Source organism: Brevundimonas sp. GW821-FHT09G01 (genome assembly GCF_059416065.1).
Genome location: NZ_JBWKOL010000006.1, coordinates 167,805 through 190,958, shown reverse-complemented (window position 1 = coordinate 190,958; position 23,154 = coordinate 167,805). Strand labels below are relative to the sequence as shown.

The 23,154-nt window shown below is 70.7% G+C and carries 20 protein-coding genes; 9 read left to right on the top strand and 11 right to left on the bottom strand.

All coding sequences use genetic code 11. The features are described from left to right. Positions 1-18 precede the first annotated feature (18 nt). Positions 19-744, bottom strand: a complete 726-nt coding sequence (locus tag AC07NB_RS13050; protein ID WP_494571384.1) for a hypothetical protein — start codon at positions 742-744, stop codon at positions 19-21. Next, positions 741-1,250, bottom strand: coding sequence for an RNA polymerase sigma factor (locus AC07NB_RS13045; RefSeq protein ID WP_291840686.1), 510 nt, complete (start codon positions 1,248-1,250; stop codon positions 741-743). The genes AC07NB_RS13050 and AC07NB_RS13045 overlap by 4 nt, the downstream gene beginning before the upstream one ends. Before the next feature lie 98 nt (positions 1,251-1,348). Here AC07NB_RS13045 and AC07NB_RS13040 point away from each other — a divergent pair, with 98 nt between their 5' ends. Together AC07NB_RS13040 and AC07NB_RS13035 are read left to right on the top strand one after the other, a co-directional pair. After that, complete coding sequence (locus tag AC07NB_RS13040; RefSeq protein ID WP_494571386.1) at positions 1,349-2,656, top strand: S8 family serine peptidase; 1,308 nt, start codon at positions 1,349-1,351, stop codon at positions 2,654-2,656. Positions 2,657-2,748: 92 nt separating this feature from the next. Beyond that, entirely contained in the window at positions 2,749-3,390 is a 642-nt protein-coding gene (locus tag AC07NB_RS13035) for a hypothetical protein (protein WP_494571387.1), read from the top strand. 74 nt (positions 3,391-3,464) lie between these two features. Here the strand turns inward: AC07NB_RS13035 and AC07NB_RS13030 are convergent, their stop codons facing one another. Further along, entirely contained in the window at positions 3,465-4,472 is a 1,008-nt protein-coding gene (locus AC07NB_RS13030) for a helix-turn-helix domain-containing protein (RefSeq protein WP_494571388.1), read from the bottom strand. 181 nt (positions 4,473-4,653) lie between these two features. Between AC07NB_RS13030 and AC07NB_RS13025 the strand changes: the two genes are divergently transcribed. Beyond that, entirely contained in the window at positions 4,654-5,478 is an 825-nt protein-coding gene (locus tag AC07NB_RS13025; RefSeq protein WP_494571389.1) for a DUF2306 domain-containing protein, read from the top strand. A gap of 7 nt (positions 5,479-5,485) precedes the next feature. Here AC07NB_RS13025 and AC07NB_RS13020 read toward each other — a convergent pair whose 3' ends face one another. Next, complete coding sequence (locus AC07NB_RS13020; RefSeq protein ID WP_494571390.1) at positions 5,486-6,373, bottom strand: hypothetical protein; 888 nt, start codon at positions 6,371-6,373, stop codon at positions 5,486-5,488. Positions 6,374-6,523: 150 nt separating this feature from the next. Here AC07NB_RS13020 and AC07NB_RS13015 point away from each other — a divergent pair, with 150 nt between their 5' ends. After that, on the top strand, positions 6,524-8,872 hold the full coding sequence (locus AC07NB_RS13015) for a GH92 family glycosyl hydrolase (RefSeq protein WP_494571391.1): 2,349 nt from the start codon (positions 6,524-6,526) through the stop codon (positions 8,870-8,872). A 96-nt stretch (positions 8,873-8,968) separates the two neighbouring features. Continuing rightward, entirely contained in the window at positions 8,969-10,591 is a 1,623-nt protein-coding gene (locus AC07NB_RS13010; protein WP_494571392.1) for a sensor histidine kinase, read from the top strand. On the opposite strand, the gene AC07NB_RS13005 is transcribed toward AC07NB_RS13010, so the two are convergent. Together AC07NB_RS13005 and AC07NB_RS13000 are read right to left on the bottom strand one after the other, a co-directional pair. Continuing rightward, positions 10,588-11,991 (bottom strand): glycoside hydrolase family 47 protein, encoded by a 1,404-nt coding sequence (locus AC07NB_RS13005; RefSeq protein ID WP_494571393.1) that lies wholly within the window; start codon positions 11,989-11,991, stop codon positions 10,588-10,590. The two genes, AC07NB_RS13010 and AC07NB_RS13005, sit on opposite strands and share 4 nt — an antisense overlap. 37 nt (positions 11,992-12,028) lie before the next feature. Beyond that, positions 12,029-12,487 carry an acyl-CoA thioesterase gene (locus AC07NB_RS13000; RefSeq protein ID WP_494571394.1) on the bottom strand — a complete coding sequence of 153 codons (459 nt, stop codon included), beginning with the start codon at positions 12,485-12,487 and terminating at the stop codon, positions 12,029-12,031. 225 nt (positions 12,488-12,712) lie between these two features. On the opposite strand from AC07NB_RS13000, the gene AC07NB_RS12995 reads away from it, so the two are divergent. After that, on the top strand, positions 12,713-12,973 hold the full coding sequence (locus tag AC07NB_RS12995; protein WP_494571395.1) for a DUF2798 domain-containing protein: 261 nt from the start codon (positions 12,713-12,715) through the stop codon (positions 12,971-12,973). Here the strand turns inward: AC07NB_RS12995 and AC07NB_RS12990 are convergent. The 4 genes from AC07NB_RS12990 to AC07NB_RS12975 all read right to left on the bottom strand — a co-directional run bounded on the left by AC07NB_RS12990 (position 12,970) and on the right by AC07NB_RS12975 (position 16,961). Next, on the bottom strand, positions 12,970-13,719 hold the full coding sequence (locus AC07NB_RS12990; RefSeq protein WP_291833375.1) for a proteasome-type protease: 750 nt from the start codon (positions 13,717-13,719) through the stop codon (positions 12,970-12,972). The two genes, AC07NB_RS12995 and AC07NB_RS12990, sit on opposite strands and share 4 nt — an antisense overlap. Positions 13,720-13,792: 73 nt before the next feature. Further along, positions 13,793-14,617: a transglutaminase family protein gene (locus AC07NB_RS12985; protein WP_291833378.1), complete on the bottom strand. Its 825-nt coding sequence runs from the start codon at positions 14,615-14,617 to the stop codon at positions 13,793-13,795. Then, positions 14,617-15,549 (bottom strand): alpha-E domain-containing protein, encoded by a 933-nt coding sequence (locus tag AC07NB_RS12980; protein ID WP_291833381.1) that lies wholly within the window; start codon positions 15,547-15,549, stop codon positions 14,617-14,619. The genes AC07NB_RS12985 and AC07NB_RS12980 overlap by 1 nt, the downstream gene beginning before the upstream one ends. Continuing rightward, positions 15,549-16,961, bottom strand: a complete 1,413-nt coding sequence (locus AC07NB_RS12975) for a circularly permuted type 2 ATP-grasp protein (protein WP_494571396.1) — start codon at positions 16,959-16,961, stop codon at positions 15,549-15,551. The genes AC07NB_RS12980 and AC07NB_RS12975 overlap by 1 nt, the downstream gene beginning before the upstream one ends. 247 nt (positions 16,962-17,208) lie before the next feature. On the opposite strand from AC07NB_RS12975, the gene AC07NB_RS12970 reads away from it, so the two are divergent. Further along, positions 17,209-19,722, top strand: a complete 2,514-nt coding sequence (locus AC07NB_RS12970; protein WP_494571397.1) for a TonB-dependent receptor — start codon at positions 17,209-17,211, stop codon at positions 19,720-19,722. A gap of 10 nt (positions 19,723-19,732) precedes the next feature. Further along, a complete protein-coding gene (locus AC07NB_RS12965; RefSeq protein ID WP_494571398.1) occupies positions 19,733-21,409 on the top strand; it encodes an alkaline phosphatase D family protein in 1,677 nt (558 codons plus the stop codon). A gap of 4 nt (positions 21,410-21,413) precedes the next feature. Here AC07NB_RS12965 and AC07NB_RS12960 read toward each other — a convergent pair whose 3' ends face one another. Continuing rightward, positions 21,414-22,310 carry an AraC family transcriptional regulator gene (locus AC07NB_RS12960; RefSeq protein ID WP_492312632.1) on the bottom strand — a complete coding sequence of 299 codons (897 nt, stop codon included), beginning with the start codon at positions 22,308-22,310 and terminating at the stop codon, positions 21,414-21,416. Between the two features lie 94 nt (positions 22,311-22,404). Here AC07NB_RS12960 and AC07NB_RS12955 point away from each other — a divergent pair, with 94 nt between their 5' ends. Further along, a complete protein-coding gene (locus AC07NB_RS12955; protein WP_492312631.1) occupies positions 22,405-23,145 on the top strand; it encodes an SDR family oxidoreductase in 741 nt (246 codons plus the stop codon). Positions 23,146-23,154 lie beyond the last annotated feature (9 nt).

Below are 23,154 nucleotides of genomic sequence, written 5' to 3'. Positions count from 1 at the left end.
CCAATCAGTGAAAGCAGCTCAGCGCCAGCCGGCGTCGCGGGCCTCGGCCTCGGCCACAGCGTCCAGGACGTCTCCGGCCAGGCTGGCGTCGACAGCGGCGAGGACCGCGGCGGGCGTGTCGGCCCCGGCGGTCCTGATCTCGCCGGACCCGGCCGCCGAGGGCGCCAGCGCGCGGATCGACCAGGCGTCGTTCGCGCGGCAGGCCAGGCCCGCCACGCCGGCGTCACCGGCCCGGAAGGTGCGGCACCAGCGGCCGTCCCCGTCGCGGAAGGTCAGGACGACGGCGCGCCCCTCGCCGTCGGCGCCTTCCGACGCCAGCCGGCGATCCAGCACCCGGACCAGGCCCGCGTCGGCGATTTCTCCGCCGGGCGCGAGCACGAAGCCGTCGTTCCGGCCGTCCAGCAGCGGGCCGATCATCAGGCCGCCGATGAAGGTCGCCGCGGCCAGCCCGCCCCACAGCGCCGCCCGCCGTGGCGCGAAGGCCTCGCCGATGGCGCGGGTGAACCGCGTCCAGGGCGCCGTCACAGGCTCAGAGCCCGCGATCAGCCGCGCCAGCGCCTGATCGCGAGGATCCGGCTGGACGGCGAAGGCCTCTCGCGCCGCCGCCCTCAGGGCGCGCATGCGGGCTAGCCGCGCCGCCAGTTCGGGGTCGTTCAGGGCCTCGGCGTCGATCCGCTCGCCCGCCTCAACGCTCAGCTCCCCGTCGATGCGCCGCATCAGGATTTCGTCGTCATAGCGGGTCATCCCGTCACTCCTTGCGCGGACAGGGTCTGGATCAGGGCCTGCCGCCCGCGCACCAGGCGGCTGGTCAGGGTGCCGGCGGGCACGCCCAGGACCTCGGCCGCCTCGGCGTAGGACAGGCCTTCGACGAGGACCAGGGCCACGGCGTGTTTCTGGTCGTCGGGCAGGGCGTGGATCGCGTCGCGGACCGCTAGGGCGTCGACGCGCAGGCTTTCGTCCGCCAGGGCGGCGTCCGGGACGCGCGCGGTGGCGTCGTCCTCCGGCGTGACCACGCGGCCCCACCGCAGGTTCGAGCGGCCCTCGTCGATGGCGATCCGTCTCATGATGGTGAAGGTCCAGCTGTCGAGTCGGGTCCCGACCCGGAATTTCGACCGCGCCGCCAGCGCGCGCTCGACGGTCTGCTGGACGAGATCCTGCGCGTCCGCATCACGGGGCCGCAACACCCGCGCAAATCGGCGCAGGCGCGGAAGAAGCTCAACCAGCCCCGTCTGAAAGTCGTCCAAATGCATTCCTCGTCCATACGGGATGAAACGACCGGACCCAGACGTTTCATCCATGCCATACACAAGGCGGATCACCGTCGGATGCAAGAACGGAGTGGTTGTCGGTGTCGCTGAGAACGATCCTCGCAGGATGGACGGCGCTGCTGATCCTGGCGGTCGGCACGCCCGCCGCCGCCCAGCTCGGCCCGCTGCAGGCGCCCCAGCTGCCGGGCCTCCCCTCGCCGCTCGGCGACCGGCTGCCGGGGGTCGCGGACGTGGACGCCCTGGGGCGACAGGCGATCGACCGGGCGCTGCAGGCGCCGTCGCGGCTGGCCGACCTGGTGCGGCGTTCGGACGGCGCCCTTCAGACCGATCCCCAGGGCTGGCCGGTGGTGGCGGCGCAGATCGTCGCCGTCGACCTGTCCGATGCGGCCCGGGCCGAGGCGGTGCGCGCCGGTTTCACCGTGATCCGGGAGGACCGTCTGGAGGCGCTGGATCTGTCGGTCGTCGTTCTGGCTCCGCCCGCGCGATGGCCGCTGGCCCGCGCCGTGGCCCGGCTGCGAGCGCTGGCCCCCGACGCGGACGTGAGCTTCAACCACATCTATTCGCCCGCCGGGAGCGAGACGGCTGCGCCGGGGTCGAACGCCCCCGCGCCGCCCGGTCCGCAGGCGGGCGGGGCCAGGCTGGGCCTGATCGACACGGGGGTGGAGGCGACCCATCCGGCCCTCGCCGGATCGCGGATCAGCCAGCGCGGCTTCGCCGGCCCGCCCCGGCTGGGCGCGCACGGCACGGCGGTGGCGTCCCTGATGGTGGGGCGCAGCGGCGCATTCTCCGGGGCCGATCCCGGCGCCGACCTGCTGGTGGCGGACATCTATGGCGGTCAGGCGGCGGGCGGGTCTTCCACGGGGCTCGCCCAGGCGCTCGCCTGGATGGTCGAGCAGCGCGCGCAGGTCGTGAACGTCAGCCTCGTCGGCCCGCGCAATGCACTGGTCGAACGCGCGGTCGCGCGCGCCCAGGCGCGAGGCGTGACGATCGTCGCCGCCGCCGGGAACGACGGACCGGCCGCCGCCGCCCTCTATCCAGCCGCCTATGACGGCGTGGTCGGGGTCGGGGCGGTCAGCGGCCGGAACCGGATCCTGCCCGAGACCGGCCGGGGTCCGCAGGTCGATTTCGTCGCGCCCGGCGCCGACATGGCCGCCGCCGGCCCGGCGGGCGGCTGGACCAGGGTGCGCGGATCGTCGTTCGCCGCGCCCCTGGTGGCGGGACTGCTGGCGCGCCGGGGCGGAGGGTCCTCGGCGGTCGAGGCCCTGGCGCGGTCGGCGACCGACATGGGCGCTCCGGGCCGCGACCCGGTCTACGGCCATGGTCTGGTCGGCGCGGATCTGCGGGTCGCGCCCGGCGCGGTCGGCGCGCGCGGACAGCTCAGCCGCTAGAAGTTTTTTGAAACGCCCGGGATGAAACCGGCCGGCCCTGTCGTTGGACCCTGCGAGGGCGATCACGCCCGCGATCTGCAGGAGATACGATCATGAAGAAGACCCTGATGATGGCGACCGTCGCGTTCGGCCTGGCCCTGGCCGGCGCATCGCAGGCCCAGGTCCTGGGCGGTTCCGGCGGTCTGACCGGCGGTCTGGGCGGCCAGGTTGGAGGCCTGGGCGGCTCGCTGGGCGGCCAGGGGTCGCTGACGGGCGGCCTGGGCGGCTCTCTCGACAGCGGAATGGTTCGCGACCGCGCGACCGACACCCTGTCGCGGACGGAACGCCGCGCCGAACGGGCCAGGGCCCGCGCCGACGCCGCCGCAGAGCGGACTCGCGCCCGCGCCGCGGCCGCCGCCGACCGCACCCGTGATACGGCGTCCGGCGCCGTCGGAACCGTGGGGTCTACCGCGGCCGGCGCCTATGGCTCGGCCCAAAGCACGACCCAGGGCGCGGCGTCCGGCGCCGCCGGATCGGCGCAGGGACAGGGCTCCGGCATGCTGGGCGGCGCCGCGTCCGCCCGCGACGGCTCCGTGAACGGATCGGCGTCCGGTTCGGCCGACGGTTCGGCCCGCCCCGCTCGTCGCCGCGCCGACGGCGCCGCCGGCGTGAGCGGATCGGTTTCGGCGAACCGCAACGGGGCCTCGGCTTCGGTCGGCGCCAACGCCGGCGGCGGCGCGGGCCGCGACGACTGATCTGCTCTTCGCCGGAAGCCGCTGAACCCCGTCGGCCCTCGGCCGGCGGGGTTTCGTTCGCCTGCTGACAGCCCTCAGGCCTGCGCGCCCGCGGCCTCTTCGTTCGACTTGCGGAAAGCGCGGGGCGTCATCCCGACCTCGTCCCGGAAGGCGCGATTGAAGGGGCCCAGCGAGCCGAACCCGCAGTCGAAGGCGATTTCGAGGATCGATCCCCGATAGGCGGGGTCGGCGAGCAGGGCCTTCGCCCGCCGGATCCGGTGATGGTTGATCAGCCGGTTGAAGTTGGGAAAGCCCAGGCCGGCGATGCACTGGGACACCCGGTATTCCGGCTCCCCCAGCCGCGCCGCGACGGCGGCGATCCGGAGGTCCGGCTCGGTGTGCAGCTCTTCCTCGCGGAGCAGGCGCTGAAGGCGTTCGGCCAGCCGCAGGTCCTCGGTCGTCGCGACCCGCCGGGCGGTTCGCCCGTGGCTGTCCCGCTCCAGCGGATGGGTCAGCCGGAACCAGACCGCGGCTCCGCACGCCCACAGTCCGGCGAAAGCGCAGGCGGCCTTGATCAGCTCGATCCGGTCGGCCTCCGCTTGGCCGCCCCCCGCGCTGCGCAGCCCCAGGATCGAGACGGCGACCAGCAGGGTGTAGACCGCCAGGAAGACGATCCGGAACCGCGTCTCGGACGTCGGAAGCCCGGGCCGGCGGCGGCTGAACGGCTCGACGAAGGTCAGCAGCAGGGCGGCGGACCCGCACAGCACATAGCCGTTCTCGGCGATCCCGGCGGCGGCGCTCCCGTTCGGCAGGAGGATGGCCGCCGCGCCGGAAAGCTGGATGATCACGGCCACCACCCGCGGCCAGCGGGCGTCGTGCGGCTCGGCATCGAACAGGGCGCGCGTCAGCAGCCAGGCCCATCCGCAGGCCCCCACGCCGCCGACGGCAAAGACCGTCCCGGCGCCGCCGTCGAACAGCCGGCCCAGCACATAGCTCACGAAGGACAGGGCCGTGATCACGGCGTGGACGTGAAGCCGGTCCAGCGACCGCCACGACGACAGCAACCTGCCCCCCGGCGCGCTCTGCACTGTCAGCGTGGACATCCCGGCCCTTCCGAAACTCGCGGGATTGATGACCTGAAGCGACGGCCCCGTCCAGCGGCTCTGTCCAGCGGGGCCGGTCCCGACGAAACAGGTTCTGGCCGAATTCCAAATCGGCGAGACGCCGTCCGCCCACGCCGCGAGCCTGCCGACGACCTCATGCGAGGCGTCATCGGGAGAGCCTATGTCGAACACCCCTTCATCCACGCCGGTCCGGAACGCGGCCGCGAAACTGCTGCGCTGGTCCGGCGCCCTCTGGTTCCTGGTCGCCGCCGTCGGTCAGATCGCCTTCATCGGCTTCATCCTGGTCTTCTACGGCGTCCGCACCGCGACCGGGAATTTCGCGGGCTGGAACGACAAGCCCCTGATCGACGGCTATGTCGAGGGCGACCACACCGGCAATCTCGTCTTCGCCGCCCACGTCCTGCTGGCCTCCGTCGTGACGCTCGCCGGCCTGATGCAACTGGTCCCGCAGATCCGCAGCCGCCTCCCGGCCCTGCACCGCTGGACCGGGCGGTGCTTCCTGGTGATCGGCGGCTTCATGGCCCTGAGCGGCGTCTGGCTGGCGGTCGTGCGCGGCACCTATCTGTCGACCATTTCCGCCGTCGCCATCCTGATCAACGGCCTGCTGATCCTGGTGTTCGGGGCCGTGGCCTGGCGTCACGCCGTCAAGCGGCGCTTCGAGACGCACCGCCGCTGGGCCATGCGCACCTTCATGGTGGTCAGCGGGGTCTGGTTCCTGCGAGTCGGGCTGATGGGCTGGGTCGTGGTCAACAAGGGGCCCGTCGGCATGACCAAGGACATGTCCGGCCCCGCCGACATCGTGCTCACCTTCGGCAGCTACCTGATCCCGCTGGCCCTGCTGGAGATCTATTTCGCCGCCTCCCGGACCGCCAATCCGGTCATGAAGACAGCCGCCGCCCTGCTGCTGGTCGCCGCCACGGCCTATACGGCGATCGGCGTTTTCGGCGCGATCGCCTTCATGTGGGCGCCCTATATGACCGGCTGAGCCGCCGTCACTCCGGCCGGGCCGCGGCCTGCTGGTCCCGCAACATCAGCTGGCCCACCTCGCCCGTCTGCTGGTTCAGCAGCTTGCGGTTCAGCTCGGCGTCATAGAGCGACTTCAGATAGGAGGCGTCCCATCCGGTCAGGCCCTCGACCTGACGGCCCGGTTCGAACAGGTTCAGCACGGTGTCGAAGGCTGCCGTCTCCGCCTCCGGATCAATCTGGGCCATCGCCACCATGCCGATGTAGTCGCCCAATTGCTGGAAGTTGAGGCCGGACGCGCGCGGCAGATCGACCACGATGAAGGCGCTGCGCAGATTATTGCGCAGGGTGGTCCGCAACCGGCTGTTCTCCTGCGGAATGACCGGCGCCCCGGGGTCCCCCGGCATTCGCACGGCGATCTGTCCGTCATCCGTCACCGGGATGCTGACGTGCCACCAGCGCACCGGCGCGCCCCCCTCCTGAAAGCGTTGCAGTTGGAACCCGCTTCGCGAGGCGCCGGCGTATCCGGGGCGGAAGGCCAGCGGGGCCGCCTCCACGAGGGCGCGCGCCATGGCGTCGCCGTCGTCGCTGGCCACGACCAGGATATTGGCCTTGCAGCCGGGCTCCCCGACCTCCAGCCCCGCCTCAAGCGCGACCGCCGACACCCGGTCGACGATGATCTGCGCCGCGTCGCGCCGAAGATTGGCGACCCCGACGCAGACCTTCCTGTGCCACCGGGCCGGCGCCCGACCGATCGGCGCAGCGATGACGCCTTCGACGAAGCTGTCGACCGTCTCCCGCAGGGTCCGGCTCTCGACGACGACCTCGTCTAGGGTCGTGGCCGGAGGATCCTGGACCGCGTCCTGCGGCGGCAGGCCCAGGGCCAGCGCGGCGGCGAAGGCGGTGACGAAGGCCATGTTCGGTGTCCAGCGTTCAGCGAGCGAGAATTTGGCAGTAAACAACCGGCGCGATCATCACGCCAGTCCTCTCGCGCACGCCCGCATCCGCCTTCCCTCGCCCGGCCAACCTGCCTAGGTTCGGCGGATCACTGGGCGGAGGGCTTCGGCATGAGATGGATCGGTCATCACACCATCCTGGCGGCGGTGTTCGCGACCCTGGCCCTGTCCGGCTGCGCCACCGCGCAGGAGGCGCCGACCGCGCCGCCGACGGCCTATGAGGCGGTCGATCCCTTCATCGGAACGGCGGGCAAGGGCCATACCTTCCCCGGCGCCGTCGCACCGTTCGGCATGGTGCAGCTGAGCCCGGACACCGACTTCCGGCCCTTCCGCCAGTCCTACGACTGGGCCGCGGGCTACCGCTACGACGACCCGACCATCCTCGGTTTCTCGCACACCCATTTCTCGGGCACCGGCCACTCGGATCTCGGCGACGTGCTGCTCACCCCGATCTCGGGCGAGGTGCGCTGGGATGCGGGCGATCCGGCCCAGCCCGGCTCGGGCTACCGCTCGCGCTACAACAAGGCCTCCGAAGTCGCCGACCCCGGCTACTACGCCGTCAGCCTGACCGATTCCGGCGTCCGCGCCGAGCTGACCGCCGGCGTCCGCGTCGGCCTGCACCGCTACAGCTTCCCGCGCGCCCAGCCGGCCCGCATCCTGCTCGACTTCCGCCCGTCCATCTACGACTACCCGGGCAAGGTGCTGTGGTCGCGCATCCGGGTGCGTCCGGACGGCACGGTCACCGGCTTCCGCGAGACGCGCGGCTGGGCCCCCGGCCGCCAGCTCTATTTCGCCATGCGCTTCTCGCGCCCCATGGTCGGCTACCAGCTGCAGAACCGCGAGGAGAACATCCCCTACAACGGCTTCCGCCAGCCGGGCCGCGCCATGGACGACCGCGCCCAGGTCCAGGGCCGCGCGCTGGAGGCCGCCTTCGACTTCGGCTCCATCGCCGGACCGCTGCTGGTCAAGGTCGCGGTCTCCTCGGTCGATGAAGACGGCGCCATCCGCAACCTCGACAGCGAGGGCGGCGACTTCGACTTCAACGGCGTTCGCGCCCGCACCCGCACCGCCTGGGAAGAGGCGCTGGGCGCCGTCGACATCGAGGCCGCGCCCGAGATGCGCGCCAGCCTCTACACCGCCCTCTACCACTCGCTGATCGCGCCGTCGGTGCACGGCGACGCCGACGGCCGCTGGCGGGGGCCGGACAACGCCGTCCACCAGTCCGAATTCACCGTCCACTCGACCTTCAGCCTGTGGGACACCTTCCGCGCCCAGCACCCGCTGCTGACCCTGGTCCAGCCCGACACCCGCAACGCGGCCATGATCAACTCCCTGATCGCGGCGCAGAAGGTCAGCCCCTACGGCATCCTGCCGGTCTGGTCGTTCGCGGGCCAGGAGACCTGGACCATGATCGGCTACCACGCCGTCCCGGTCATCGCCGACGCCTACCTGAAGGGCGTCGAGGGCGTCGACGGAGAGGCGGCGCTGAACGCCATGGTGGCCAGCGCCAGCTACCGGCCCTACGGCGGGCTGGGCGACTACATGGACCTGGGCTGGGTGCCCATCGACCGCGAGCCCGAGGCGGCGTCCAAGACGGTCGAATACGCCTATGACGACTGGACCATCGCCCGCATGGCCGAGCGCCTCGGCCGCACGGATGTCCAGCGGACGTTCGACCGCCGCGCCGGCTTCTGGCGCAACACCTTCGACGCCGAGACGGGCTTCGTCCGCGCCCGTCTGGCCGACGGCAGCTTCCGCACGCCCTTCGACCCGACCGCCATCAACTACGGCTCGGACTACACCGAGGGCAACGCCTGGCAGTATTCGTGGTTCGTGCCGCAGGACATGGCCGGACTGGTCACCGCCCTGGGCGGCGATCAGGCGGCGATCACCCGGCTGGACGCCATGTTCGACCACGACAACACCGGGCTGGACTACTCCCACGCAGAGGACATCGCCGGCCTGATCGGCCAGTACATCCACGGCAACGAGCCCAGCCACCACTCGGCCTACGCCTATGTCTTCGCCGGCGCTCCCTGGCGGACGCAGGCGCGGCTCAAGCAGATCATCGACAGCCAGTACCACTCGCGGCCCGACGGCCTGGCGGGCAATGACGACGTGGGCCAGATGTCGGCCTGGCTGATGTTCACGGCGCTGGGCTTCTATCCGGTCACCCCGGCCTCGGGCCAGTACGTCATCGGCCGCCCCTTCGTGTCGCGCGCCGCCCTCAACCTGCCCAACGGTCGCCGCTTCGTCATCTCGACCGAGGGCCTCTCGGACGAGAACCTCTACGTCCAGTCGGTCAGCCTGAACGGCCGCCCGCTGGACCGCACCTGGATCGGCCACGACGAGATCCAGGCCGGAGGCGAGCTCCACTTCGTCATGGGGACCGAGCCGAACCTGACATGGGGGACGACGGCGTCGGAGCGGCCGTATTCGATGAGCGCCCCCGGACGCTGATCCGTCACACAGGGCTAACCCCGCGTTCACCCTCGCCGTTCATAACGCCGCCGTCGATGGTCGCGCGTACAGGCGGCCAGGTGTGGAGTGTGCCTGTTGCGTAGCCGGACGTGGACGACCTTTCGGGTCGCGATCCTCCTTGTGGCCCTGGCCAGTCTGGGGATGCTGGCGGTGCTGGCCGTGGTCGGTTCGGCCATCGACGCCCACCAGCGCGAGAAGGAACAGCATCTGGTCGAGCTGAGGGTCGCCGGCGCGCTGAAGGGCGTCACCGCCGACCTGACCGCCGGCACCATCTGGGACGAGGCGGTCCTGCGTCTGGTCGCCCATGACGCGGACTGGATCGACCATCACCTCGGCGCCTTCTTCGCGGTCCAGAGCGGCCACGCCGCGACCGTGGCCTATGACGACAAGGGCCGCCTGATCCGCGTCAGCCTCGCGGGCAAGGCGGCGGGCGCCGACCCGGCCCAGCCCTTCGCCCACGCCGCCGCGCCCCTCGTCACTGACGTCCGTAACCGCGCGGCCGTCCGGGACCGGTCCGCCGTGGACATGAAGGCCGTCCGCCTGCGCAGCGGCGTGATCGGCGTCGAGGGCCGGACCTGGCTCGCCGCGGCCTCGACCGTCGTGCGCCATACCGACGGGGGCCCGGTCCCCGCCGCGGATCCCATCATCGTCTCCTTCAAGCCCTTCGAGACGGTGGTGGAGCCGCTGGGAACCGAACTCGGCCTCAAGCAGGCCGCCTATCGCCCCGGCGCCGGCGCCCCGGCCCTGCGCGGCCACCAGACCGCCGTGGCGATCCGCGACATCGAGGGCCGGACCCTGGGCTGGATCGTCTGGACGCACGAGGCGCCGGGCGCCCGCATCCTGCGCGAGGCCGGCCCCCTGATGCTGATCCTGCTGGTCGCCACCCTGCTGGCCGCCGCCCTGCTGTTCCGCCGCGTCGCCGACGACGTGCGTCGCCTCAGCGAGAGCGAACAGGCCCTCGCTCAGGCTCTGGAGAAGGCCGAGGCGGGCAGCGCCGCCAAGTCCCGCTTCCTGTCCAACATCAGCCACGAGCTGCGCACGCCGCTGAACGGCGTTCTGGGCATGGCGCAGGTGATCGAGGACGACCTGCTGACCCCGCAGCAGCGCGACCGCATGGCCGTGCTCAAGGAGGCGGGCAAGGCCCAGCTGCGGCTGATCGAGAACCTGCTGGTCGCCATGCGGCTGCAGAACGAGGCGGTGGCCCTGCACCCCCGCCCCTTCAGTCCCGACCAGCTGCTGCGCCAGATGGCCACGGACTATCGCGGCGGCGCGACCGCCAAGGGGCTGAAGTTCAGGATCGAGGCCAAGGCTCCGACGTCCCGGCTCGGCGACGAGGGCCAGATCGCCCGCCTGGTCGAACCGCTCATCGACAACGCGGTCCGCTTCACCACCGACGGAACCGTCACCGTTCGCGCCCGCGAAACCCACAACGCCCTGATCTTTGAGATCGAAGACACCGGCCCCGGCATGGCGCCCGAGGTCGTCGCCGACCTGTTCACCGCCTTCAGCCAGGCCGACGAGTCCTCCACCCGCTCCACCGACGGCGCCGGCCTCGGCCTGGCCATCAGCCACGGCCTGACCACCGTCATGGGCGGCCGCCTTCAGGTCGAGAGCGAGCCCGGCAAGGGCAGCCTGTTCCGGGTCACCCTGCCGCTGCCGCATGCGGACGAGGCGGCGAACGACGAGGCGCAGGCCTAGGCCTTCACAAACCCGCGCAGCACGTTCGCCTCGGTGCTCAGCTGCAGCCGGTTCAGGTCCACCCGCTTCGGCTCGGCGAACAGGATGAAGTAGTATTTCATCTGCTCGGACCACCAGTAGCCGGGGCAGTTGTCGCCCTGCTCCATCGGCCGCGTCGTGATGTCCTTCAGCGAGGTGTAGCCATAGGCCGCCTTCGAGGTGGCCTTCATGTTGCGGTAGTGGATGGCCGTCAGCGCGCGGTAACGGTCGTCCCGGTCGCCCAGCCACAGGTTCAGGCAGGCGTCGGCGAACTCGGGCCGCAGGCCGGTGCCCTTGCCGCGCGGCGTGCGGGTGCGGACATCCGTCGATTCCGGGATGATGACGTACTGCTCCTGCATCTCGGTGTAGGTGGCCAGGAAGTCGTCCCCCGCCGCCTTCTGACCCACCTGCCCCAGCAGCCCGGCCAGATAGGCGCCCAGCACCGTCTGCGAATACGCGGTCGTCTCGGCGGTCTCATAGTCCACCATCGGGAACCACAGGCGGCCATCGAACCGCTTGCCCTGGTGGGCGACCATGGCCCCCATGCACTCCTCGGCCCAGCGCTTCATGTCTGTGTCGCCGAACAGCTCCCAGCTGTCCCACAGGTATTCGTAGAAACTGTCCGCATAGACGTCGATCGAGGCGTTGCGGCTGATGAACAGCCCCGTCTCGGCGTGGATGTTGGCGGCCATCAGCCCCTTGTCGGAACGCATGTCCAGCGCGTGCTTCATCGCCCGCTTGGCCGCCGCATAGTAGCGGCTGTCGCCGGTCAGCTGGCTGAGAACCCCGAACTCGGTCGCATAGGTTCCGATCTCGGCCAGGTTGGTCTCCGGGTCGCGCACCGCCCCGGTCTTCAGGTTCACATAGCGGTACGGCAGGCCGTGCGGCGAGGCGTCGAAGGCCTTCATCAGCCGGTCGGCCAGGTCCTTGGCCTTGTCCAGCAGCACCGGATCGCCGCACGCCAGGTAGGCCGACACCAGCCCCCCGACCAGACGGATGTTGGTCTCGAACACCTGCGAATAGTCATCGATGTCGAAGTTCAGGCTCGCCTTCACCCAGTCGACGCCGGCCTGGAACTCCTCGTCCAGTTCCATGATCCACAGGGTGTCCAGCGCCTCGACCAGCGACAGGCCCAGGTCATGGCCCTCGATGAAGAAGGACCGCGCCGTGCCGGAAACCGGATTGATCTCGTCCCGGCCCCACGCCTTGTCGACATAGTGGTCCCAGGCCCATTTGAACTCGGCCTTCACATCGGCGCCCAGGGCGGCCCAGTCCTCGGACCGCCATCCGGATTGCGCGTTCGCGGGCAGGCCGCTCAGGCCGGCCAGGGCGGAGCCGCCCATCAGGGTCAGGGCGTAACGGCGATTCAGCGACTGGATCATGCCCCACCCTATCGCGGGCGGCGGGCGTCGCAACCGCTCAGCCGCGGAGGATCCGCCCCTCCAGGCCCCGCACCGCCGCGATGAAGGCCTCCGGGACGGGCACGGCCTTACGCGACCCGTCCAGCGCCACGCACACATAGGTCAGGCCGACATCGGCCAGCAGTTCGTCGTCCCGGAAGATCCCCACCCGCGGCTGGAACGAGCTGCGTCCGAACCGCTCGATCCGCGCGCCCAGCCGCAGCATCTCGTCGCAACGGGCCGACGCCCGGAAGTCCAGCTTCGCCCCGGCCGCGAACATGTCGATCCCCAGCCCCGTCGTCCCCTCATGCCCCGGCAGGCCGATCGCCCGGAAATACTCGGCCATCGCGACGTCGGCGTAGACGAGGTAGTTCGGATTGAAGACCACCCCCTGCATGTCCACCTCTGCCCAGCGCACGCGCAGGGGCTCGAAGAAGACGAAATCGGCGGGAGTCGAGGGGGTGTCGAAGGCGGGCATGGCGACAGGCTAGGCGGCTTCAGACCGTTAACGCAAGCAGGCCGCGCCGGACTCCGCCGCCGCCACTTGCGATTCGTTCGCACATACTCTAGACACCGCCCCGTTGCCTCCGGGCGGCCGTAAGCGTCTCACGTCAGACAACGCATCCCTCCCGGTCGCGGCCGGGGCAGCCGGACCTCCGGCGGATGCGACATGGCCGACGACCCTTTCCAACAGAGACGCTCAATGCACCCTTCCATCATCGTCTTCCGCCACCTGCCGGCGCGCTACAACGCTGTCGTCCAGCCCCTGGTCCTGTCGGTCATCATGAGCGGCGTGGTCTCGGCCATAACGACACTGCGCGGCCTCGGCCTGTCGCCGGCGTTCCCGGCGACATGGCTGCCCTCGTGGGGCCTGTCCTGGGTCGTGGCCTTCCCGGTCCTGCTGGCCATCCTGCCGGTCGTTCGCCGCATCGTCGGCTTGATGGTCGAACCCGGCGGCCGCTAGGGATTCGCGGCCATCATCCACGGCGGTTCCGGCATGGCCGCGCGGGCCTGGGCCTGGGCCCGGGTCCAGCGGTCATGCAGATCCTCGAAATAGGGATCGTCCACCTCGATCCGGCGCTCGTCGCCGCTGATCATGCCGCGGCGCAGGGTCAGCATGTCGAAGGGCGCGCCGACGCCGACATTGCTGCGCATCGTGGTCGAGAACGAGATCAGCCCCAGCTTCACCGCCTCGGCCAGCGGCGTGCTCCCGCGCAGGCCGCTGACCAGGATGGGCTTGCCGTATTTGGCCTCGCCGATCTGCATGAAGGGGGTGTCGGGCCCGCACTCGATGAAATTGCCCTGGCTGTAGATCAGATACAGCTGCATCGGCCCGCCGGCGATCTGGCCGCCCAGCAGCATCGAGGCCGAGGTGTTCAGGCTGTCCGCCTCCAGCGCCGGGGCGATCGACTGACGCACGTTGCGCAGCGCGTGGCCCAGCAGTTGGGCGCAGCGGAACAGCGACGGGGCGTTCTCCAGCGTCTCGGGCTCTTCGCCGACGTTCAGGTGGACGCCCTCGCGGACCATGGCCAGCGCCGTCTGGGTCACCGACAGATTGCCCGCCGTGGCCACGGCCAGCACGCGCTCGCCCGGATGATCGACGACATGCAGCTTGCGATAGGACGAGATGTTGTCGACGCCCGCATTGGTGCGGGTGTCGGCGATCATCGCCAGCCCCTCATCAACCAGCAGGCCCACGCAGTAGGTCATTGGACGTGTCGTATCCCGCGAACGTCAGAATTCGCCTGACCGTAACAGATTCCCGCGACGTACGACCCCACGGCTACGCCTGCTGTTGGCCCTGTTGCATGTCCGCATCACGTACGGTCAGGCGGACCGCAAGCGTCTCTCCGCTCCCGCCGTAGCTGGCCCCGCGCACCGGGGCGGCGCCCAGATAGTCCAGGCCGGTGGCGATGCGGACGTAGCGCTCGGTCGGGCAGACGCCGTTGGCCGGATCGAAGCCGACCCAGCCCAGCCCCTCGATCCAGGCCTCGGCCCAGGCGTGGGCGGCCTCCTGATCGGCCCGGTCGCGCCGCGCCAGATGGCCCGAGACATAGCGGGCGGGCACGCCCATCTGGCGGGCGCAGGCGATGAAGACGTGGGCGTGGTCCTGGCAGACCCCCCGCCCCAGGGCCAGGACCTCGCTGGCGGTGTTCGTCGGCGTGGTCACTCCGACCTCGAACGCCACCGATCCATTGATGGCGGCCATCAGCCGGTGCATCCGGTCCAGCGGCGGATGGGCCTGGAACTCGGACGCGAAGACCGAGATCAGCTTGTCCCGTTTCGTCAGGTCCGTATCGCGCAGGAAGACCAGCGGCGACAGCCTCTCCTGGTCCGGCGGGATCACGCCCGCCGTGTCGCTGGTCACCACCTCGCCGGTCACCCGGATCGTCAGGCTCTTGGTCGGCTGCTCGGTATAGAGGGCGTGGACGATGTTGCCGAAGGCGTCCTCGGAGCGGCGCAGGCGGGCGTCCACGTCCGTCTCCACCTGCCAGTCGCGCACCGTCTGCGCCTCGCTGGAGCGCGGCGTCAGGCGCAGGGTCTGGATGATGAACCGGGCCGCCCGGTCGTAGGCGTAGGTCGTGGCGTGGTCGATCCGGATGCGCATCAGCTCAGGTACTGTTCGGTGATGGCCTGCCCCAGCCGACCGTTCTCGGCGAGGAAGCTCTGGATGTATTCGTGCAGGCCGGCCTGGAAGATGGTCTCGATCTTCGAGGTCTCGAAGGCCCGCATCCGCTCCGCCGCCAGCCGCTGGGCCGGACCGCGCCGGCCGTAGTCGCTGGCCAGCCGTTCGAGATAGCGCACGATCGAGGTCTGGCAGCTGGCCAGCGAACGCGGCATCTGCCGGTTCAGCACCAGCAGGTCGGCCACCAGCCACGGCTTGACCGAGTCCCGGTAGACCCAGCGATAGGCCGTCAGCGCCGACACCTCGCGCAGCAGGGTCGTCCACTGGAAGTAATCCAGCTGCCCGCCCACCCGTTCGCCCTCGGGCAGCAGCAGGTGGTATTTCACGTCCAGCAGGCGGGCGGTGTTGTCGGCCCGCTCGATCGCCGCGCCCAGGCGCAGGAAATAGTAGCCGTCGTTGCGCAGCATGGTCCGCGAGGCCGCGCCCTCGACCGACAGGGTGACCGTCTTCACCCATTCCAGGAAGTGGCCGAAGTCGTCGCGGCGGGTCGGCTGGCCCTGCTCGGCCAGGCCGTTCCAGGCGCCGTTGATCGCCTCCCACAGCTCGACCGTCAGGGCGGTGCGCACCGAGCGCGCATTGGTCCGCGCCCGGGTGATGCAGGCGGTGATCGACGAGGCGTTGTCCGGCGCGAAGGCCAGGTACTCGCGCACCGACTTCTCCGTCGGCGACCGGCCCAGCGCCTTGGGCGCCCCCGCCGAGGCCAGCGCGCTGGCCCACACCGTCTCGGCGTCGCCGTCGCCCCGGGTCGGAATGGCGGCCAGCCGGATCGTGGCCTCCAGGATGCGGGCGAGGAAGTCCGCCCGCTCGATATAGCGGCCGGTCCAGTACAGGCTGTCTGCGGTTCTCGAAAGCATCAGACGTCCAGCACCCAGGTGTCCTTGGTCCCGCCGCCCTGGCTGGAGTTGACCACCAGCGAGCCGGGCTTCAGCGCCACCCGCGTCAGGCCGCCGGGGGCCACCTTCACCCCCTCGGGGCTGGACAGCACGAACGGCCGCAGATCGACGTGCCGCCCGTGCAGCTCGCCCTTATCCAGCGTCGGCGCGGTCGACAGGGCCAGCGTCGGCTGGGCGATGAAGTCGTCGGGATCGTTGATCAGCTTCTTGCGGAAGGCCTCGATCTCCGTCTTCGACGCGGCCGGTCCGACCAGCATGCCGTAGCCGCCGGAACCGCCGACCTCCTTGACCACCAGATCGCCCAGGTTGGCCAGCACGTGCTTCAGCGCCTCAGGCTCGCGGCACCGCCAGGTCGGCACATTCTTCAGGATCGGCTCCTCGCCGGTGAAGAAGCGGATGATCTCCGGCATGTAGGTGTAGACGGCCTTGTCGTCGGCCACGCCGGTGCCGACCGCGTTGGCCAGGGTCACCGTCCCCGCCTCATAGGCGGTCATCAGCCCGGGCACGCCCAGCGCCGAGTCCGGGCGGAAGGTCAGCGGATCCAGGAAGGCGTCGTCGATGCGGCGATAGACGACGTCGACCTGCTTGCGGCCCTCGGTCGTGCGCATGAAGACCCGGCCATCGTCGACGAACAGGTCGCGGCCCTCGACCAGCTCCACCCCCAGCTTGTCGGCCAGGAAGCTGTGCTCGTAATAGGCCGAGTTGAACGGTCCGGGCGTCAGCACCACGATGGTCGGGTCCGCCCCCGCCGCCTCGGGCGCGCAGGCCCGCAGGGACGCCAGCAGCATGTCGGCATAGGTCTCGACCGGCCGCACCGGATAGTCGGCGAACAGGTCGGGGAACAGCCGCATCATCATCTCGCGGTTCTCCAGCATGTAGGAGACCCCCGACGGCGTGCGACAGTTGTCTTCCAGCACGTAGAAGCCGTCCTCGCCCGTCCGCACCAGGTCGACGCCGGCGATCTGCACCCAGATGTCGCGCGGCGGGCGGCGGCCCTGCATCTCGGGCGCGTACTGCGGATTGGTCAGGATCAGCTCGGCCGGGACGATCCCCGCCTTGATGCACTCCTGAGCGCCATAGATGTCGGCCAGGAAGGCGTTGATCGCCGACACCCGCTGGATCAGCCCCTTCTCCAGCCCGGCCCATTCGGTCGCGCCGATGATCCGCGGCACCACATCGAAGGGGATCAGCCGTTCGCTGGACTCGGCGTCGCCGTAGACCGCGAAGGTGACCCCCATCCGCCGGAAGAACAGTTCCGCCTGGCGCGAGCGCGCCTGCAGCAGGCCCTCCGGCGCGTCCGCCAGCCAGCGCGCCAGCCCGCGATAGCTTTCGCGGACGTCTCCACCGTCACCGGACATCTCGTCGAAGGCCATGCCGCTCCCACCGCAATGAATTTGCAGCGTGACCCGACAAGCGACGCTGGCGCAACAGTAATGTTGCGCTGCGGCAAAGGTTCAGCCGTGGCGGGCTCTTCCGAAGCGGCCTGGCGCGCGCGGGTCCACCGTCCACGGAGCGAAGGTCACGCGGACGACGCGCCAGCTTCACCTCCCGGTCGTCGCACCGTCGCTTCGACGGCATACAGCCCCGCTAGGTCGGGCTCCTCACCTCGGGGGCCCCGTCATGATTCATCGCGTTCAACGTCCGTCCATCCTGCTCGGCGCCAGCGCCCTGGGCGTCGTCTGGGCCCTGGCCGGAACCGCTTCGGCCCAGGAGGCCGCCGCCGCCCAGCTGGACGAGGTCGTCGTCACCGCCCAGCTGCGTCAGCAGAGCGCCGTCGAGGTGCCCTTCGCCCTGACCGCCTACTCCGGCGAGCGCCTCGAGAGCCTCGGCGTGCAGGACTTCGAGGAGCTGTCGGCCTTCACCCCCGGCTTCCTGGTGCAGAACCAGTCGCCCAACAACCCGGGCTTCGTGATGCGCGGCATCACCTCGGACTCGGGCGCCGCCACCGCTGAACCGCGCGTCTCGGTCTTCCAGGACGGCGTCTCCATCTCCAAGTCGCGCGGCTCCTATGTCGAGCTGTTCGACATCGAGCGCGTCGAGGTGGCCAAGGGCCCGCAGTCGACCCTCTACGGCCGCGGCGCCCTGATCGGCGCGGTCAACGTCATCCAGAACAAGGCCGTGATCGGCGAGTGGGCCGCCTCGGGCCGCATCGGCCTGGGCGACTATTCCTACGCCATCGGCGACCTGGTGGTGAACGCGCCCATCGGCGACACCGCCGCCATCCGCTTCGCCGTCCGCCGCAAGACCCGCGACGGCTACATCCAGAACCTGCTCGGCGGCGAAAACTACAACAGCTTCGACACCCAGGCCCTGCGCCTGTCGGGCGCCTTCCGCCCCGCCGAAGGCCTGCGCATCGACGTGATCGCCAACTATCAGACCGACGACTCGGCCGGCACCGCGTTCAAGTCGCTGGCCTTCACGCCGCAGGATCCGACCACCGGCGCCGTCCTCGGCACGCGCGAGCCCTGGACGGGCGCGGCCCTGACGCCCTCGGCCCTGTTCGACGGCGGCAAGCAACTGGGCCTCGACCGCGACGTCTGGGGCGTGACGGGCATCGTGTCCTGGGATCTGTCGGACAGCCTGACCCTGACCTCGACCACCGCCTACCGCGAGTTCAACTCGTACGAGACCTTCGACGCCGACGGCGTGTCGCTGCCGATCCTGACCGCCGCCGAAGAGGCCCATGGCGAGCAGACCAGCCAGGAGTTCCGCCTCAACTACGACAACGGCGGCCGCTTCTCCGGCTTCGTCGGCGCCGGCTACTTCTCCGAGGACGGCTATCAGCGCACCCCGACCCAGTTCGACGAGCGCATGGCCCTGGCCCAGCTGTCGGGCGTGCTGGACGGCAATCCCGCCGCCGTCGGCCAGAACACCCTGCCGGCCGCGGCCTATCCGACGGTCGCGCAAGGCGTGATCACCCAGCTGCTGACCCCGCTGGGCGCCGGCGCCCTGGCCCCGGCGATCGCCGCCAACCTGAAGGCCGCCCATATCGAGACGCCGATCAACGCCTCGGAGCTGACGTCGTTCGACGTGTTCGCGGACGCGACCTACGCCGTCACCGACCGCTTCGAGGTGGCCGCCGGCATCCGCTTCACACGCGATGAGAAGACCACCGGCTACGCCTCCAGCGTCCAGAGCCGCTCGATCCTCGGCGGCCTGCTGGCGATCCAGACCGGCGCCGTTCCGCCGGCCCAGATCCCGGCGCTGCTCGGCGGCCTGGCGACCCCGGGCGCCGTCAACCTGCCGGCCGGCGTCCTGCCCCTGTTCGGCCTGACCGCCCAGCCGACCGCCAACAACGGCGACTTCAGCTACGGCGATCTGGAAGACGACGGCGTCACCTGGCGTCTGACGGCGCGCTACGCCCTGTCGGACGACGCCAACCTCTACGCCAACTACGCCCGCGGCCGCCGTCCCAAGGTGCTGGCCCAGGCCGGTCCGTCGGCCCCCGGCGGCGCGGTGACCTTCAAGGAAGTCGACGCCGAAAGCGTCGACAGCTTCGAGATCGGCGCCAAGGCCGCCCTGATGGACCACACCCTGCGCCTCGACGGCGCTCTCTACCTCTACAACTACGAGAATTTCCAGACGACCGTTCAGGACGGCGTCCAGTTCGTCGTCACCAACGCCGGCAAGGCCGAGGCCTACGGCTTCGAAGGCCAGGCGGTGTGGGCCGTTGGCGATCAGGTCGAGGTGTTCGGGACCTACAGCTACAACCACTCGCGCTTCAAGGCGGGCATCTACGACGGCAACCGCCTGCGCCTGTCGCCGGACCACCGCGCCTCGATCGGCGTGAACTGGACCCTGCCGGTCGCCGGCGGCTCCCTCCGGATCCAGCCGACCTACAGCTGGCAGTCCGAGGTCTTCTTCGACGACGACAACGACCGCATCGACCTGCAGGCCCGCAACCTGGTCCCCGACCTGATCGTGGACGAGGTTCAGGACAGCTACGGCCTGCTGAACCTGCGCCTGCGCTACACGCCCAACGCCGGTGACTGGTCGGTCGAGGTCTTCGCCGACAACCTGCTGGACGAAAAGTTCATCAAGGACGCCGGCAACACCGGCGACGCGCTGGGCATGCCGACCTTCATCGCCGGCGAGCCGCGCACCGTCGGCGTCGTCTTCGGCGTCAAGTACTGAGGCCCGGCGCATGACCCTTCACCGTCGCGGCCTTCTCGGTCTCATCGGCGCCGGCGCGGCGGGCGCGGGCCTGCCCGCCGCCGCCCGTTCCGCCCAGGCGGTCGCCTTCCAGCACGGGGTCGCTTCCGGCGATCCCCGCGCCGACGGCGCCGTCATCTGGACGCGGGTGACCCCGTCCGATCCGTCGGCGCGCGGCATCCGCGTGGACTGGTCGGTCTGGCGCGACGGCGACGCCTCCGCCGCCGTCGCGGGCGGCACGGTCGAGACCGGGCCGGAGCGCGACTTCACGGTGAAGATCCCCGTCACGGGCCTGCAGCCCGGCGTCGAGTACCGCTACGCCTTCACCTCGGGCGAGACGCGCTCGCCGCAGGGCCGGGTCCGCACCCTGCCCGTCGGCGCCAATCCCGAGACCGTTCTGGCCGTCGTCTCGTGCCAGCTCTACCCGGGCGGCCTGTTCAACGCCTACGACGCCATCTCGAAGCTGGAACGCCTCGACGCGGTCGTCCACCTCGGCGACTACATCTACGAATACGGGGCCGAGCCCGGCGACTACGGCATGGACCACGGCGCGGCCCTGAACCGCGCCCCGGTTCCCGCCCACGAGATCGTCAGCCTGGCCGACTACCGCCAGCGGCACGCCCAGTACAAGACCGACCCCGACCTGCAGGCCGCCCACTCCCGCGCCGCCTTCATCTGCGTCTGGGACGACCACGAGGTCGCCAATGACACCTGGACCATGGGCGCCGAGAACCACACCCCCGCCACCGAAGGCGACTTCGGCGCCCGCAAGGCCGCGGCGCTGAAGGCCTATTTCGAGTGGATGCCGATCCGTGAACCGGAAGGCGGCCTGACCGAAGAGGCCATCTACCGCAGCTTCGACTTCGGCGACCTGGCCAGCCTGCTGATGGTCGAGACCCGCCTGACGGCGCGCAACGAACAGCTGACCTACGCCGCCGACATGCCGATGACCGCCGCCGGTCCCGACCTCGCCGCCTTCGAGGCCAGGCGCAACGACCCGGCCCGAGACCTGCTGGGCGACCGCCAGCGCGACTGGATCAAGACCACCCTGCAGGCTTCCAGGGCCGCCGGCCGGCCTTGGCAGGTGCTGGGCAACCAGGTCGTCATGGCCCGCGTGCAGGGGCCGGACATCTCCAAACTGGCCTCTCGCCTGGAGATCATGGCCCTGATGGCCAGCCTCAAGCCCGAGATCCGGGCCCAGGTCCAGCAGGCCCAGCAGCTGTTCAGCCTCGGCGTGCCCTTCAACCTCGACAGCTGGGACGGCTATCCCGCCGGCCGCGAGCGCCTCTACGCCGCCTTCGCCGAGGCCGGGGTCGAGCCCATCGTCCTGGCCGGCGACAGCCACGCCTTCTGGGTCAATGACCTCAAGGACGCCGCCGGTCGCCGCGCCGCCGTCGAGTTCGGGACCAGCTCGATCTCCAGCCCCTCCCCCGGCGACCACGTCCCCGGCGTGCCGCTCGGCGCGGCCCTCAACGCCGCCAACCCCGAGGTCGTCCTGTGCGACCAGACGGCCAAGGGCTTCGTCCTGCTGACCCTGACCCCGCAACAGGCCAAGGCCGAACTGCGCACCGTCTCGACCATCGTGGCCAAGCCCTATCGCGAACGGACGCTCAAGACCTTCACCGTGGCGAAGACGGCGACGGGCCTGGGTCCGCTGGTCGAGGCCTGATCCGTCAGCCCGCCGCCCGCGCATAGCGTCCGGGCGGCTGGCCGACGTAGCGGCTGAAGGCGGTGCTGAAGGTGCTGGCCGAGCCGTAGCCGACGCGCTGCGCCACCTCGTCCAAGGCCAGGTCTCGGGCGCGCAGCAGGGTCTTGGCCAGCGCCATCCGCCACGCCAGCAGATACTCCATCGGGGCCATGCCCACGGCGCGGGTGAACCGGTCGAAGAAGGCGGATCGCGACAGCGCCGCCGTCCGCGCCAGCTGCTCCACGGTCCAGGCCCGCGACGGTTCGCCGTGCATCCCGCGCATCGCCGCCGCCAGACGGGCGTCCGCCAGTCCGCGCAGCAGGCCCGGCGGCGTCCCCTCCCCCGGCGCCGACCGCAGCGACTCGACCAGCAGCACCTCCACCAGTCGGGCCAGGATCAGCTCCCGCCCGGGCCGGTCGGCGCGGGCCTCGTCGGCGACCAGCTCGACCAGGGCCGACAGCCGCCCCGGCCCCCGCACATGGATCAGCGCCGGCAGCAGCGACACCAGCAGGGCGGCGTCGGGCGCGTCGAACGCGAAATAGCCGCCCAGCAGCCGCACGTCGGCCGGTCCGTCCGGCGTCCCATGCCGCAACTCCCCGCCCGGCGCGGCCTCGTCCGGATCCATCAGCCGGGGCGTCGCCGGCTCAAACCCCGACAGCACGAAGCCGGGTGTCGCGGGCAGCAGGATGAAGTCCCCCGCCTCCAGCACGACCGGCTCCTGCCCCGCGACCTCCAGCCGGCACCGGCCCTCCAGCACGGTGCAGAAACTCGGATGGCCGAACTCGGCGTAGCGAACCGCCCACCGCCCGGCCCCGCTGATGCCCTTGGCGAACACCGTCCGGGGCCTCAGCAGGCCGATGATTTCAGAGAGGGGGTCGCTCATTCTGGACGATTACAAATAAAATCCGGACTCCAGATCGTATAACGTCCTGATACGGCCCGCTAGCCTGATGAGGTCAAACACAAGGATCACCCCCATGAAGACCGTGCTCATCACCGGCTGCTCCAGCGGCTACGGCCTCGAAACCGCGCTCCACTTCCTCGACCGGGGCTGGACCGTCATCGCCACCATGCGCACCCCGCGCCCGGATCTCTTCCCCGCCTCGGACCGCCTGCGCCTGCTGCCGCTCGACGTGACCCGCCCCGACAGCATCGCCGCCCTGGTCCAGGCCGCCGGACCGATCGACGTGCTGGTCAACAATGCGGGCATCGGCCTGCTCGGCGCCTTCGAGGCCACGCCGATGGCGACCGTCCGCGAGGTGTTCGAGACCAACACCTTCGGAACCATGGCCGTGACCCAGGCCTTCCTGCCCGACATGCGCGAGCGCGGTTCTGGGGTGATCGTCAATGTGACGTCCAGCGTGACCCTGGCCCCCATGCCGCTGGTGGCGGGCTATACGGCCAGCAAGACCGCGGTCCAGGGCTTCACCGCCTCCCTCGCCCATGAACTTGAGGGCTTCGGCGTGCGCGTGAAGCTGGTCGAACCGGGCTACGGCCCCTCGACGCGCTTCACCGACAACTCGGGCGACCGAATGAACGGCCTGATCCCGCCGGCCTACGCCCCGTTCGCCGAGACGGTCTTCGCGGGCTTCCGGCCGGCCATCGTGACCGTCCCGGCGGACGTGGCGAGCGCCGTCTGGCAGGCCGCCACCGACGGTTCGGATCGCCTCAGCTATCCCGCCGGTCCGGACGCGGTGGCTCTCGCCCGGCAGGACTGATCGCAGACC